The organism is Bacillus sp. GMa5/1, assembly GCF_050172015.1.
Classification (GTDB): domain Bacteria; phylum Bacillota; class Bacilli; order Bacillales; family Bacillaceae_G; genus Bacillus_A; species Bacillus_A cereus.
The window spans coordinates 1-14,278 of record NZ_JBNLYC010000117.1 but is presented as its reverse complement, the minus strand read 5'-3'; the positions used below and the strand labels follow the sequence as shown (position 1 = coordinate 14,278).

Below are 14,278 nucleotides of genomic sequence, written 5' to 3'. Positions count from 1 at the left end.
TTACAAAAATTAAAAAATTAGTAGAATAAGAATTAGTAAGAATCGTCTGATAAATATATAGAGAAAAACAGAATTATCAGAAAATTCTTTAATAGCTATCGTTTAGAATTAGGGAGGGTACAGAAAATGAAAAAGAAAAAAATGAAAAAACTAACAGCAGTTGTAGTACCGGTTTTAGCAATGAGCATGGCACTAACAGCATGTTCTACATCAGGCGGAGATAAGAAGACAAGCACAAACTCAAGTGGAGATAGCAAGTCAGAGGGAAAATTAGCGGCAAAACAAGTGTTGAATCGAACAGTAAACCAAGAGATTCCAACGATGGATTCTTCTAAATCAACAGATACAGTATCTTCACAAATGCTAGGGAATACGATGGAAGGATTATATCGTCTTGATAAAGATAATAAGCCTATTCCAGCTGCAGCAGAATCTAGCACGAAAAGTGAAGATGGTAAAAAATATACATTTAAACTACGTAAAGATGCAAAATGGTCAAATGGAGATCCAGTAACGGCGAAAGATTTCGTATATGCTTGGCAACGTCTATTAGATCCAAAAACAGCTGCTGAGTATGCATTTATCGCATTCCCGATTAAAAATGCAGAAGTAGTAAATAAAGGAGAAAAACCTGTAACTGAATTAGGAGTAAAAGCAGTAGATGATCTTACGCTTGAAGTTGAGTTAGAGCAAGCAGTACCGTACTTCTTAAACTTAGTAGCATTCCCATCATATTATCCATTAAACGAAAAGTTCGTTAAAGAAAAGGGCGAGAAGTTCGGTATAGAGTCTGATACAACAGTTTATAATGGACCGTTCGTTCTTAAAGATTGGAAGCATGAACAAGGATGGCAATTAAAGAAAAATGATCAATATTGGGATAAAAAGACTGTAAAACTTGAAGAAGTTAACTTCAGTGTTGTTAAAGAACCAGCAACTCTTATCAATTTATATGATAGCGGTCAAGTTGACTTTGCTTTATTAACTGGAGAGTTCGTAGATAAATACAGAAATAAGAAAGATGAATTCGGAACATATTCACAAGTGAGTACGTATTTCATTCGTATGAACCAAAAACGTGATGGACAAGATACACCATTAAAGAGTAAAAAGTTACGTGAAGCAATTGCACTATCAGTTGATAAAAAGAATTTAGCAAACGTAATTTTAAATGATGGATCAAAAGAAGCTGACTTCTTAGTGCCAAAAGGATTAGCAACTGGACCGGACGGTAAAGATTTCCAAGAAACATTTAAAAACGGTTTGAAACCAAATCCTAAAAAAGCGGCTGCAGCTTGGGAAGAAGCGAAAAAAGAACTTGGAAAAGACCAAGTTACGATTGAATTCTTAAACTACGATACTGGTAATGCGAAAAAAGTTGGCGAATATATTAAAGATCAGATTGAGAAAAACTTAAAAGGTGTAACAGTTAATATTAAACTTCAACCATTTAAGCAAAAACTAAAATTAGAAACTGAACAACAATATGATATTTCGTATGGCGGATGGAATCCGGATTATGCAGATCCAATGACGTTCTTAGATATGTTTGAGACTGGACATTCTCATAACCAAATGAGCTTCTCTGACCCTAAATATGACGGCATGGTGAAAAAAGCTGGAACGGAATTAATGAGCGATGCGAAAAAACGTTGGGAAGAGTTAGGAAAAGCTGAAAAAACATTACTTGAAGAAGATGTAGCGATTGTACCTTTATATCAACGAGGAGATTCTTATGTTTTACAACCAAATGTAAAGGGAGTAGTAAAACATAATATCAGTCCAGAATTTAGCTTTAAGTGGGCATATGTGACTGAAAAATAATAGAGTTGAAAAAGCATTTAAAAGTGGCTTAGCTACTTTTAAATGCTTTTTTTGTGAGCTTAAAATACTAATTTTTAGTGTGGTTAAATAGAGGAGAATAAGGTGTATAGTATGTACATATAGTAGATGGGGGATAAATCCTACTAAGTTTAAAAAACCAGAATATTTAAAAAACTATTTACAAATACGAAAAAAAGAGTAGAATAACATTAGTTGTAATTTTCTGAAAAATAAATCTTTAGTAAGGGGTCTCTCAAGGGTTGGTAATGTACATATAATTAGGGAGGGTACAAAAATGAAGAGAAAAAAGATGAAAAAGTTAACGGCAGTTGTAGTACCAGTTTTAGCGATGAGTGTTGCATTGACAGCATGTTCTGGGTCAGGTGAGGAAAAGAAAACGACTACTACATCAAATAGTGGGGAAGAAAAAAAATCTGATATTAAATATGCAGCGAAACAAGTATTAAATCGTACGGAAAACCAAGAAATTCCGACGATGGATACTTCTAAATCTACTGATACATTAGGTTCGCAAATTTTAGGGAACACGATGGAAGGCCTATATCGCCTTGATAAAGATAATAAGCCAATTCCTGCTGCGGCAGAGTCTAGTACGAAAAGTGAAGATGGTAAAAAGTATACGTTTAAACTGCGAAAAGATGCAAAATGGTCAAATGGTGATCCTGTAACAGCGAAAGATTTCGTTTTCGCATGGAAGCGCTTACTTGATAAGAATACTGCGGCAGAATATGCATTTATTGCTTACTATATTAAAAATGCAGAAGCGATTAATAAAGGAGAAAAACCTGTAACTGAATTAGGAGCGAAGGCGGTAGATGATTACACGCTAGAAGTAGAATTAGAAAAACCGGTACCGTATTTCTTAAATTTATTAGCATTCCCATCATACTATCCATTAAATGAAAAATTCGTAAAAGAAAAAGGTGATAAGTACGGTTTAGAAGCAGATACAACTGTGTATAATGGTCCATTCGTTATGTCTTCATGGAAACATGAACAAGGTTGGCAGCTGAAGAAAAATGATAAGTACTGGGATAAAAAGACTGTGAAATTAGAAGAAATTAACTATAGTGTAGTAAAAGAGGTTGCAACGAAAGTAAACTTATATGATACAGGATCAATTGATTTTACATTACTATCAGGAGAGTTTGTAGATAAATATAAATCGAACAAAGAAGAATATGGTGAGTATGCGGAATCAAGTACATTCTTCTTACGTTTAAATCAAAAACGTAACGGACAAGATACGCCTTTAAAGAGCAAAAAACTTCGTGAAGCAATTGCATTATCAGTTGATAAAAAAGGATTGGCGAATGTAATTTTAAATAATGGATCAAAAGCAACAGATCAATTGGTTCCAAAAGGACTTGCGACAGGGCCAGATGGTAAAGATTATCAAGATACATTTAAAAATGGTCTGAAATATAATCCGAAAAAAGGAGCAGCAGCGTGGGAAGAAGCGAAAAAAGAACTTGGAAAAGATCAAGTTACAATTGAATTGCTAAGCTATGATGATGGAACTGCGAAAAAGATTGCTGACTATGTAAAAGATCAAATTGAGAAAAATTTAAAAGGTGTAACGATTAATACGAAAATTCAGCCGTTCAAACAAAAATTAAAATTAGAAACTGCGCAAGATTATGAAATTTCTTATGCAGGTTGGAGTCCAGACTATGCGGATCCAATGACATTTATTGATATGTTTGAATCGAAGAGCCCGTACAACCAAATGAGTTATTCAAATCCAAAATACGATGAAATGGTAGGAAAAGCAGGTAACGAATTAATGAGTGATGCGAAAAAACGCTGGGAAACGTTAGGGAAAGCTGAAAAATTATTCCTTGAAGAAGATGCAGGGTTAGTTCCTTTATATCAAACAGGAAGATCGTACGTAATGAAACCGAATGTAAAAGGAATTGTGAAACATAACATCAGTCCAGAATATAGCTTTAAGTGGGCGTATGTAACTGAGGATGGCGGAAAAAAATAAAGTGAAAGCATTTCAAAAGTGGCTGAGCTGCTTTTGAAATGCTTTTTAGTATGTATAAGGGAATAAAATCTCGTTAGCCTATTGAGAATCGGGTAGGTAATTAGGAAGGTTCTATCGGAGGAAATTAGAGAGGTCAGTAAGTAGTAAGACAGATGAATGATAGTAAGAGACCTCATGCTAATAAGAAAAATATAGAACGTAGTAATAGAGTGGAATAAGGGGAGGGATGTTTACATATAGTAGACGGGGGATAATTCATATAGTAGTTAAAACAACAAGTTACTATAATAAAAAAATAAATATTTAGAAAATTTACAAAAATACTTTACAAAATTAAAAAAAACAGTAGAATATTAATTAATAAGAATTTTCTGATAACAAAAGTTAGTAGAGAATTTCTAAATGTTAATATCGTACATATAATTGGGGAGGGTACAAAAAAATGAAGAGAAAAAAGATGAAAAAATTGACAGCGGTCGTAGCACCAGTTTTAGTAATGAGTATGGCATTAACAGCTTGCTCTGGATCAGGAGATAAAGAGAAGGCAAGCACAACACCAAAAAGCGGTGAAAAAGAAGGTGGAAAATTAGCAGCTAAGCAAGTATTGAATCTAACAGAAGCCCAAGAAATTCCATCTATGGATTCTTCGAAAGCGACAGACCAAGTATCGTTTCTTGCTTTAAATAACGTAATGGAAGGTTTATATCGACTTGATAAAGATAATAAGGCAGCTCCAGGGGTTGCTGAATCATATAAAAAGAGTGATGATGGTAAAAAGTATACATTTACATTAAATAAAAATGCAAAATGGTCAAATGGAGACCCTGTAACAGCGAAGGATTTCGTGTTTGCTTGGAAACGTGCGGTAGATAAAAATACAGCAGCGGAATATGCATACATTATGTTTGATTTAAAGAACGCAAAAGCAATTAATGATGGGAAAGCACCACTTGATACGTTAGGTGTAAAAGCTGTAGATGATTACACATTAGAGGTAGAATTAGAAAATCCAGTTCCTTACTTTGTAGAATTAACTTCATTCGGAACATTCTATCCGTTAAATGAAAAATTCGTAAAAGAAAAAGGTGAAAAATTTGGTTTAGAAGCAGATACAACGTTATACAACGGACCATTTACATTAACAGACTGGAAACATGAAGAAGGATGGAAATTAAAGAAAAATGCACAATATTGGGATAATAAAACAGTTAAGTTAGATGAAATCAACTTTAACGTAGTAAAAGATAGCGGTACACGTGTAAACTTATATGAAAGCGGACAAATCGATCGTGCGGGACTTACATCTGAAATGGTTGACAAATATAAATCAAATCCAGACTTTTATACACAAAAAACACCATCAACGTTCTTCTTACGTTTAAACCAAAAACGTGGTGGGCAAGATACAGTATTAAAGAACAAAGATTTACGTTTAGCGATTGCAAAGGCATATGATAAAAAAGGCTTAACGAACGTTATTTTAAATGACGGATCTACACCAGCAGATTACTTAGTACCAAAAGAATTTGCTAAGAGTCCAGATGGAAAAGACTTCCGTAAAGAAAATGGAGATATTTTAAAAACAGATGTGAAAAAAGCAAAAGAGCATTGGGAAAAAGCGAAAAAAGAACTTGGAAAAGAGCAAGTAACGATTGAGCTATTAAACTACGATAGCGATAATGCGAAGAAAGTAGGAGAATTCTTAAAAGGAGAACTTGAGAAAAACTTACCAGGGTTAACAGTGAACTTGAAAAATCAACCGTTTAAACAAAAATTAAAATTAGAATCAGATTTAGATTATGATTTATCTTACGCTGGTTGGGGCCCTGACTACTTAGATCCAATGACATTCATTGATATGTTCGTTACAAATGGTCCTCATAACCAAACTGGATATTCAAATCCAAAATATGATGAAATTGTAGAAAAAGGTAAAGGCGAGCTATTAACGAAAACGAAAGAACGTTGGGATAGCTTACTAAAAGCTGAGAAAATATTACTTGATGATGCTGTAATTGCACCATTATATCAACGTGGTGATGCTATCGTTCAAAGACAGAAAGTAAAAGGTATTGTTCACCATCCGGTTGGTGGAGACTACAGCTATAAATGGGCATATATTACAGAGGATAAGTAAGATGAGGGGCGTACAATACGCCCTTTTTTCTATGCACTTTTCTTCCGTGCTCGAATATATAAAATAAAAAAGGGAGAATCCCATGAAACGAAACACATACATCGATTTCCTAGCTTATTACGGAATAGGAAGTGCTCATCCTGGTGGCTTTACGTTAACAAAACAATTGTTAGCACAACTGCCTTTTAAATATGGAGCGAATGTCCTTGAGATAGGTTGTGGTACGGGGAAAACAGCGGCGTATATGACAAGGGAATTTGGCTATAAAGTAACAACGGTTGAAAAGAATGAAATTATGATTCAAAAGGCAAAAGATAGATGGTTGTTTGAAGGGTTAGATATACAATTAATTGAAGGAAATGTAGAGCATTTACCGTGTTTGAATAACTCATTTGAGTTCGTACTTGGAGAATCAATCATCGCTTTTACAGACAAAGAAAGGGTTATCTCGGAGTGTTATCGTGTATTACAGCAGGACGGTAAGCTTGTTGTCATTGAAATGATTATTGATAGGCACATTGATAAGGGTGAGGAAGAAAAAATCGCCCAATTATATGGCATGAAAGAACTGTTAACTGAGAATGAGTGGGTACAATTATTTCAGAAAGCAAATTTTAAAAGAATTATAATTGCGGGTGGTGGCACGATTGCAGAAACAATCTCTGGCTATGTAGAAGAGCCAGAATGGAATGTATCCTCACATATTCCGAATGAGTTATATGAGGCGTGGGCACAGCATGAAAATGTACGGCTTATGTACCAACACATTTTAGGGCATCGTATTTTTATATGTGAAAAATAAAGAAAAAGAGTTGGCTAAAGGTAGCCAACTCTTTACTATGTTAAATGAAAAATAATGCAGCTAATGTAATTCCGAAGATGAAACCAAATCCGAGTTCAACACCCCAGCCACAACCGCCGCCTCCCCAGCCGCCGCAACCACAACTACTACAACCACGACCACCACATCCGCAGCTGCTGAATCCACCACCGCATCCGAATCCACAACTATCACACCTGCTAAGGCCTCCACAAAGGTCACAACCACCGTTTGCATAAGCGTCGTAGTATCCGAACCCTGAATCAAAAGATGAGCGCTGTTGCACCGGTTCGATCCATACAGAGTTTTGTGTCACATCGATTATTTTACCTAAATGTATACGGCCATCACGGTCTTCAATCCGAACAACTTTTCCGAAATAACGTTGGCATGTATCATAACATTTTTGTCTATGCATATTCTTTCCTCCTTCCGCATTACAGTAATACGATATGTAAGGGGGACAAGTGCGGCTTGTACGAATGCCCTATCTATCATAATTGTTATAGGAAAGGGGAAATATAAGAAGAGGATATATAAGGAGGAAAAGGCATGAAATCTACAGATCAGTTTCAGACATACGAAGTACCATGGAAAGATTTTATTGAAGCGTTACGAGAGGAAATGAAGAAGCAAGTAGGGACAGATATTATTGATACAGTAGTTTGCAATTTAGAAGATGGTTTTGAAGTGTATACATATGTGCAGGGGGATTTAGATTTTGAATATAAGGAAGCGCTTGAGAGAAAATACGGAAGTGATGCGAAGACACCTAATGTGTTAACGATAATGTTATTAGCTAGTATTTATAATACAAGTGAAGAGAATATACGCTTGCATGCGGATAATAAAGAGAATCCGATTGTTGAAGTGTATGTAAAGCAATGAAACACGCTGTGGAAGGCGTGTTTTTTATTTGTATGATAAAATGTTAGAAAATTGAGAAAGAAGGTGAAGGATTGGGAATTAAACATCTTAATTTAACAGTTACAGATGTAACAGCAGCTAGAGAGTTTTTAGAGAAGTATTTTGGTCTAATTTGTAGTGGAACAAGGGGAAATGGCTTTGCAGTTATGCGTGATAATGATGGATTTATACTAACTTTAATGAAAGGAAAAGAAGTTCAGTATCCAAAAACATTTCACGTAGGATTTCCACAAGAAAGTGAAGAACAAGTAGATAAGATAAATCAAAGATTGAAGGAAGATGGATTTTTGGTCGAGCCTCCTAAGCATGTCCATGCGTATACGTTTTATGTTGAAGCACCTGGTGGATTTACAATAGAAGTGATGTGTTAAGTCAAAAATCAAACTTTTTGTTATGTGTTTTTAAAATAAAAAGTAGGAAAAGTCTGTTTTAAGTGTGGAGCTTAAACAGGCTTTTTTACTTATAGTATCGGATAGAAAACGCTAGAAGGAATAATATTCAGTTCTTATAACTGTTTACATAATAAAATTATGCTGGGTTCGTTGTCCTAAAATACAAGTCATATATCTTGTTTCCTCTCATAAATTTAAACATAGGAATTTGTCTACAAAGGTGGCGAAGCCTCATCATGAAAATCCGAATTTGTGCCACGTTCATGTTGTTTCTATTTATATGTTTACCTTTATCAGCTTTTGCAAAAGGAGAGGAGGCAAAGGAAAGGGTCGTTTCACTTGTATATGACGATTCGGGCAGCATGAGAAATAACGATCGCTGGAAATATGCCAATTATGCTTTGCAAAGTTTAGTTGCGCTATTGGATGAAAAAGATAAATTTTCTTACGTTCCAATGAGTAAGCCGAATGAGCCATTAAACATTTCGTTAACGAAGGATAAAAGGCAAACAGAAATTGAGGGAATTGGAGCATGGAAAACGTATTTAAATACTCCATTTAGCGCGGTAGAAACGGCGATGCAATCTATAAAAAAGGAAGCAGATATAGATGGAAAACGTGAATTTTGGCTTATTGTATTAACTGACGGGGCATTTAATGATTTAGAGAAAGATAAGGTTGGCGGAAAAGAACAAATTTTGCAGAAATTAGCCCAGTTTAAGAAAGAAATGGATGCAAAAAAGATATCGTTACATCCAGTCTTAATTACGATGGAAGAAGATTTAGGACAACAAGAAAAAGAACAACTAAATACGTTCAAGGAAATATGGAAGAAAGAGATAAATGGTGTTACGATGCCGTCAAGCGGAGAAGATGGCATTGTAAAAAGTGTAAATCAAGTGGCAGCATTAGTTGCAAATCGTGATCCATTCTCCTCTGTTGAATCGATTGTAAAAACGAAAGTAGTGGGGAAAAGAGTAGAGATTACAACACCGTTTCCGTTAAAGCGTATGACGCTTGTACGACAATCGCCTTCTCTGCCCGATTATCAGGTCACACAAATTTCTAAACCATTACAATTACAATCTTCTTTTTCCATACATGCACCAGGAGAAGCAAAATTGTTCGGAAATATAGTTCATATAAGTACGGAAAATGAGGAAGTTATTAAACCAGGAACTTATACGATAGAAGTGGACCAGGACATTGAGAAAGAAGGACTACAAGTACTAGTTGAACCAGCGCTTAATTATACGGTTTCTACTTATGCCAAAGATGATAGTAGTCAAAAAAATGTAGAGAAAATGTATGAAGGTGTTACTGCTGTTATTGAAGCAAAGCCTACGGAGTTGCCAGTTCAGTCTTCTTACTTTCAGGCAGAATTAGAAATAGAAGGAAAACAGTACCCGATGAAGTGGGACGATAAAAAACATGTATTTTACTACGAAATGAAGATTGCTAAAGGGCTAGTGCGTGGGAAAGTTCATATGAACATAAAGGGATTTTACAGACAGACGAAAGAATTTAAAATCGAAGTAACGGAAAAACCAAAATTATCACTACAAACGATTACGAAAGATTATGAAGAAAAAGTAACAAATTTAGAGAATAGTAAACCGTTTATTATACAACCACAGTTAGATGGTAAGCCGATGACAGAAGAGGCTGTAAAGAAACTATTAAAATCTACTGGTGTCACATCTAAACAATCAATCAACTATGAAATAAAGCAACATGGAAATCAAATCTATGTTTATCCTCGTCCTTATTACTCCGACACATTTAATTTTACAGATACCGGCACCGTAGAAGCTACCATCGTAATGCAGGATTCAAAGTTACAAGAAGTAAAGAAAAACATAACATTCCATATTCAAGATGCTCCGTTTTATGAAAAATATGCGCTTATTTTTAAGTTTGTCATTCCTATCACTTTATTACTACTAGTAGTAGGAATCATTGTTTTAGGATGGATTGTTCGGCCAAGATTTCACCGGAAAGCACTACTGTATTATGAATGGGATCAAGAGGTAGCGAAAGATTGGCTATATCAATCTGAACCAGAATTACTTCGAAATAAATGGTGGAACCATTATTTTGGTATCCCATTTAGAGCAGAAAGAAAAACAGTGCAATCCGTTACGTTTATAGCGAAGAAAGGTTCGAAATCTGTCTTTGTAGCGAAAGAATCACAAGTAGTTGGAATGATTATTGATGGGATGTTTATAACAAAGGATGAAGTAGGAATGGAACATAAGACACTATATCCAAATGAACTTTTACTAATTGATAGAGGATATGGTAAAGAGATTTACAAGTACGAATGTGAATAGTAGATAGGGAAAAGAAGGGGATGGAGTATTGATTCTCTTTCCCTTTTTTCAAACAAGCAAGAATAGGAAGGTGGTTCACATGACATTACAAGTTCCAACAATATTAATTGGTTTAGGTGGAATCGGTAGTACTGTGACGCATCAAATATATGAAAAATTACCTGAAGAGCGCCGGAAAAAGGTAGCAATGCACGTATTTGATACAGATGTGAATACATTGAGTAAATTTGATCATATTCGAAAGTTTAAGACACAAACGAGTTCTAGTAAAACGCCCAGGGAGTATATTGCAGGAGATCCAACAATCCCAGAGTGGTTTCCGATGGATCCGACTATACTTGATAAACCATTAACAGAAGGAGCAGGACAGTTACGCGTCATTTCACGTTTAGCGTTACGTGCTGCGATGAAAGAAGATAAATTAACGTCCTTTTGGCAAGAAATTGAGAAAATTTTTCCGGTTACAAGTGATCAAACAGAATATGGTGTGCGTGTCATTATAGTAACATCACTAGCAGGCGGAACAGGTTCGGGGATGTTTCTGCAAATTGCATTATATTTACGTGAAATGCTTCGGAAGAAATTGCAGCATCATAACATTTTAATACGCGGTGCGTTTTTAATGCCGGATGTTTTAGTAAAGACGAGAACAGTTAGTGGGAAAGAGTTTGAAACGGTGCAAGCGAACGGCTATGCATCGTTAAAAGAATTACATGCTATTACGCTCGGTTCTACTGGAGAATTATCAAAACGCGGCGGTGTAACAATTGAATTAGAGTATCGCCCTGATCAAGTAGATGAAGACGGAAGAACGAATCATACAATTAAACAACATCATTTACCGTACAATTATTGTTTCTTATACGATTATGAAAACCTACATGGACACCATTTACACAATTTATCAGATTATATGGAACAGATGGCAAATACAATTTATTTACAGTTATTTAGCCCGATGTCCACAAGTCATTTTGCACAAGAAGACAATCAAATTCAGCAATTAGCAGAATCAAGCGGAAAAGGACGATATTGCGGGGCAGGAACGGCAAAACTCATTTATCCGTATGAGCATGTGTTAAAATATTGTGCTTTAAAATGGGCTGTGCAAGGTTTAGATGAATCGTGGCTTCATTTAGATCAACTGTTTCAAGAGAAGAAGCAAAGATATGACCAAGATGTAAAACGAGGGATGCAGCGTGAAAAGCCGGAGAGAGGTAAAAGTTATTTAGAGGACTTGGAACATCTTGCTACCCGTCCAGAGCAAGCTCATATTTTCTATAGACAAATGTACAATGAAACACGTGAAGGAGCAGAGGGTGGTAAGCTCGGAGTTGCGAAATCAAAACTGTTTTTAGAAGCTGTAGAAAGTTATGTACAACGAACGGTGCAAAAAGATGAGGAATTAAATCGTTTGCAACATGAGTGTAAAATTTCAGCTGCGAAACTGAAAATGATGGAACAAATGAAAGGCGAAGTGGCAAGAGTGGATCATGCGGTTCGCTTATATGCATATGCGATTCCGAGCCGTGTACATGAACATGTAACGACACTTTTATATGACATGATTGAATCAGACCGCTTTTCACCAAGTGGTTCTGAAGGGCAGTCCTATCAATTAAATACATGGTTTTTAAAGAAAACAGATCCAGTTCATCCAGTAGCAGCACGTTTTATGTTATATGAAATTCGAAAACAGTTAGTAGAAAAAATGAATCGATTACATGAAAATAATGAACAAAAGCGTAATGTAATTCAAAACTACGATAAAAAATTTAATGTAGGTAATATCGATGGCACGGTAACGGCTGTACGCCGAGTAGAAATTGCTCAACAACAAGGCTGGTTCGGAAAAATGATTAATAATCAGCAACGTTTATTCAAAAGAGAATTTGAAGACATCGTAACGCAATATGTACACAAATTAAATGAATATCGAAAAGAAATGCTATTAGAACTTGTATATCAATCGCTATATCAAGCAGTTAATAAAATGATTCAATATTGGGAAAGATTTTTTGATAATTTACATGAAACACGTGAAAATTTACTGTTTGAAATCCAAAAGCGCAGTAAGGAATTTGAAGGGAAAACAAACCCGACGAATGTATATGTATTAGCTGAGGAACAGCTGCAAGAAAAGATATGGCAAGATATGCAGCAACATTTAAATTTAGGTGTACTACCGAAAGATATATCAGCGGAAATTTATATGAGTTTGTACGGGGAATATTGTCGTGATGCGAAAACAGAAGAGATTCAGTCGAAAAAGGTAGAGGATTTCTACCGAGAACATATACTGAGCTATTGTTATGACGAACTGCAAGTACGCTATCGTGATAAATTAGAACTGAATATCATTGAAGCGTTGCGAAAAGAAGCAGATTATAAGAAACGTGATCGCGATGAATACGTTCGTGAAAAAATTGAAGACTTGTTCCATTTAGCGAGTCCATTCGTTCCGAAAGTTGCTCATCATAGGGAATTACAATATTGGGGTATACATCCTTCTTTAAAGAAAGAGCTGCAAGAGGAATTAATTCAAGAAATGTTTAAAGAAAAAGATACAGTACATGAAGCCTTTTCGCCATTTGAAGTAATCTGTTATCGAGCGCATTACGGCTTATCGCTGCAAGATTTTCCTAAATTATCATCAGGACATATTTCAAACGGATTTATGAATGATAAAGGTGACTATTTCCAATCGTATTATCGCCGTGTAAATAAATTAAATAGTAAAAAATCTAGTTTAACGCCGCATTTAGATAAGTATTGGCACTTACCAGCCTTTATGCCAGATTTAAACGCGACTCAAACAAAATTAGATTATGATAAATGTAATCGTGCATTACTATACGCATATATGTATCGCTGGATTAGTTTAGTTGCTGTTGATGGACAATTTGTGTATCAATATAACGGTGTAGGACGTAGCTTTTTAATTCAGTCGATGGGGAAAAATATTTCAAGCGAAAGTTATAAATTACACAGAGCATTGCTTCATAATCCGTTTATTTATGAAAACATCTTGTCACGATTTGAAGAAGAGCAAGAAAAGGCGATGATACAAGGTGGACATTTATATACACATCCGTTCGTATTAGGAGCCCAAGATGTAAGATGGCTTAGAAAAGAACATATCCACAATCTTTTAGATATGATTTTAATGTATGACCGTGAAGCGAAGTATGATCCGACATTAGAAGAAACATCAGATGAATTATTAAGACTATTCCTCGATGAAATCGAGTTGTATTTCCAGAACTATTACGGTACAGGTGCCGATATGGTGGCAAAGAAAGAGAAAGAAATGTTTATTAAACAATTGTGGGATCGCTCGCATGCAAAAGGATATGTAGATCCAAATAGCGCTCCGTATAAAAAATGGCAAAATTTATTAAGTGTTCAAGATGAAGAAGAAACGCCAAAAACGAATGTATAATGAATGAAAAGGGAATCCTTAAAAGTGGCAATACAACTTTAGAAAAGAGGGATTCTGATGCCGTTTTTAGGAAGTGTATATCAAATATTTGGGTTATATCCGGAACTTTATTATGGGATGATTTCAGCAGAGTTGCAAGAGGAAGCTCAGAAGGAGCATCTTGAAAATAGTAGTGCAGAAGCTGAAGTGGAAGAATAAAAAAAAGTGCAGATGAAAATCTGCACTTTTTTGTTAGTATTAAAATGGTGACATAACCTCAAATGAATTATTATCTAAAAATAATAATTCATTTGAGGTTATTATGATTTTTATTGCATTGTATGTAATGAAAATTGTATGAAAATCAATGTAATAAAATGCATATGAATATTAAGGTGGAAAACAACAATGTT

General features: G+C 35.2%; 10 protein-coding genes. 9 read left to right on the top strand and 1 reads right to left on the bottom strand.

All coding sequences use genetic code 11. The annotated features are described in order from the left end of the window. The first annotated feature begins 126 nt into the window (after nt 1-126). The 4 genes from ACQGSG_RS21235 to ACQGSG_RS21220 all read left to right on the top strand — a co-directional run bounded on the left by ACQGSG_RS21235 (nt 127) and on the right by ACQGSG_RS21220 (nt 6,774). Nucleotides 127-1,824, top strand: a complete 1,698-nt coding sequence (locus ACQGSG_RS21235) for a peptide ABC transporter substrate-binding protein (RefSeq protein WP_098877462.1) — start codon at nt 127-129, stop codon at nt 1,822-1,824. A gap of 295 nt (nt 1,825-2,119) precedes the next feature. Continuing rightward, nucleotides 2,120-3,835, top strand: coding sequence for a peptide ABC transporter substrate-binding protein (locus ACQGSG_RS21230; RefSeq protein WP_141521716.1), 1,716 nt, complete (start codon nt 2,120-2,122; stop codon nt 3,833-3,835). Between the two features lie 442 nt (nt 3,836-4,277). Continuing rightward, complete coding sequence (locus ACQGSG_RS21225; RefSeq protein WP_000823439.1) at nt 4,278-5,972, top strand: peptide ABC transporter substrate-binding protein; 1,695 nt, start codon at nt 4,278-4,280, stop codon at nt 5,970-5,972. Between the two features lie 82 nt (nt 5,973-6,054). Further along, on the top strand, nt 6,055-6,774 hold the full coding sequence (locus ACQGSG_RS21220) for a class I SAM-dependent methyltransferase (protein ID WP_098877461.1): 720 nt from the start codon (nt 6,055-6,057) through the stop codon (nt 6,772-6,774). 40 nt (nt 6,775-6,814) lie between these two features. Here the strand turns inward: ACQGSG_RS21220 and ACQGSG_RS21215 are convergent, their stop codons facing one another. Continuing rightward, nucleotides 6,815-7,210 (bottom strand): hypothetical protein, encoded by a 396-nt coding sequence (locus tag ACQGSG_RS21215; protein WP_000554977.1) that lies wholly within the window; start codon nt 7,208-7,210, stop codon nt 6,815-6,817. Between the two features lie 134 nt (nt 7,211-7,344). Between ACQGSG_RS21215 and ACQGSG_RS21210 the strand changes: the two genes are divergently transcribed. From ACQGSG_RS21210 to ACQGSG_RS21190, 5 genes are all read left to right on the top strand, one after another. Continuing rightward, nucleotides 7,345-7,680, top strand: coding sequence for a hypothetical protein (locus ACQGSG_RS21210; protein WP_000842914.1), 336 nt, complete (start codon nt 7,345-7,347; stop codon nt 7,678-7,680). 71 nt (nt 7,681-7,751) lie between these two features. Then, nucleotides 7,752-8,090 (top strand): VOC family protein, encoded by a 339-nt coding sequence (locus tag ACQGSG_RS21205; RefSeq protein WP_000511520.1) that lies wholly within the window; start codon nt 7,752-7,754, stop codon nt 8,088-8,090. Between the two features lie 257 nt (nt 8,091-8,347). Next, nucleotides 8,348-10,444, top strand: coding sequence for a vWA domain-containing protein (locus ACQGSG_RS21200; RefSeq protein WP_098450620.1), 2,097 nt, complete (start codon nt 8,348-8,350; stop codon nt 10,442-10,444). 79 nt (nt 10,445-10,523) lie between these two features. Then, nucleotides 10,524-13,886 (top strand): tubulin-like doman-containing protein, encoded by a 3,363-nt coding sequence (locus ACQGSG_RS21195; protein WP_325842477.1) that lies wholly within the window; start codon nt 10,524-10,526, stop codon nt 13,884-13,886. A 57-nt stretch (nt 13,887-13,943) separates the two neighbouring features. Continuing rightward, entirely contained in the window at nt 13,944-14,084 is a 141-nt protein-coding gene (locus ACQGSG_RS21190; protein ID WP_001116193.1) for a hypothetical protein, read from the top strand. Nucleotides 14,085-14,278 lie beyond the last annotated feature (194 nt).

Coding starts and splice junctions, on each gene's coding strand:
- ACQGSG_RS21235 (WP_098877462.1), top strand. CDS start 127: ATGAAAAAGAAAAAAATGAAAAAACTAACAGCAGTTGTAGTACCGGTT.
- ACQGSG_RS21230 (WP_141521716.1), top strand. CDS start 2,120: ATGAAGAGAAAAAAGATGAAAAAGTTAACGGCAGTTGTAGTACCAGTT.
- ACQGSG_RS21225 (WP_000823439.1), top strand. CDS start 4,278: ATGAAGAGAAAAAAGATGAAAAAATTGACAGCGGTCGTAGCACCAGTT.
- ACQGSG_RS21220 (WP_098877461.1), top strand. CDS start 6,055: ATGAAACGAAACACATACATCGATTTCCTAGCTTATTACGGAATAGGA.
- ACQGSG_RS21215 (WP_000554977.1), bottom strand. CDS start 7,210: ATGCATAGACAAAAATGTTATGATACATGCCAACGTTATTTCGGAAAA.
- ACQGSG_RS21210 (WP_000842914.1), top strand. CDS start 7,345: ATGAAATCTACAGATCAGTTTCAGACATACGAAGTACCATGGAAAGAT.
- ACQGSG_RS21200 (WP_098450620.1), top strand. CDS start 8,348: ATGAAAATCCGAATTTGTGCCACGTTCATGTTGTTTCTATTTATATGT.
- ACQGSG_RS21195 (WP_325842477.1), top strand. CDS start 10,524: ATGACATTACAAGTTCCAACAATATTAATTGGTTTAGGTGGAATCGGT.
- ACQGSG_RS21190 (WP_001116193.1), top strand. CDS start 13,944: ATGCCGTTTTTAGGAAGTGTATATCAAATATTTGGGTTATATCCGGAA.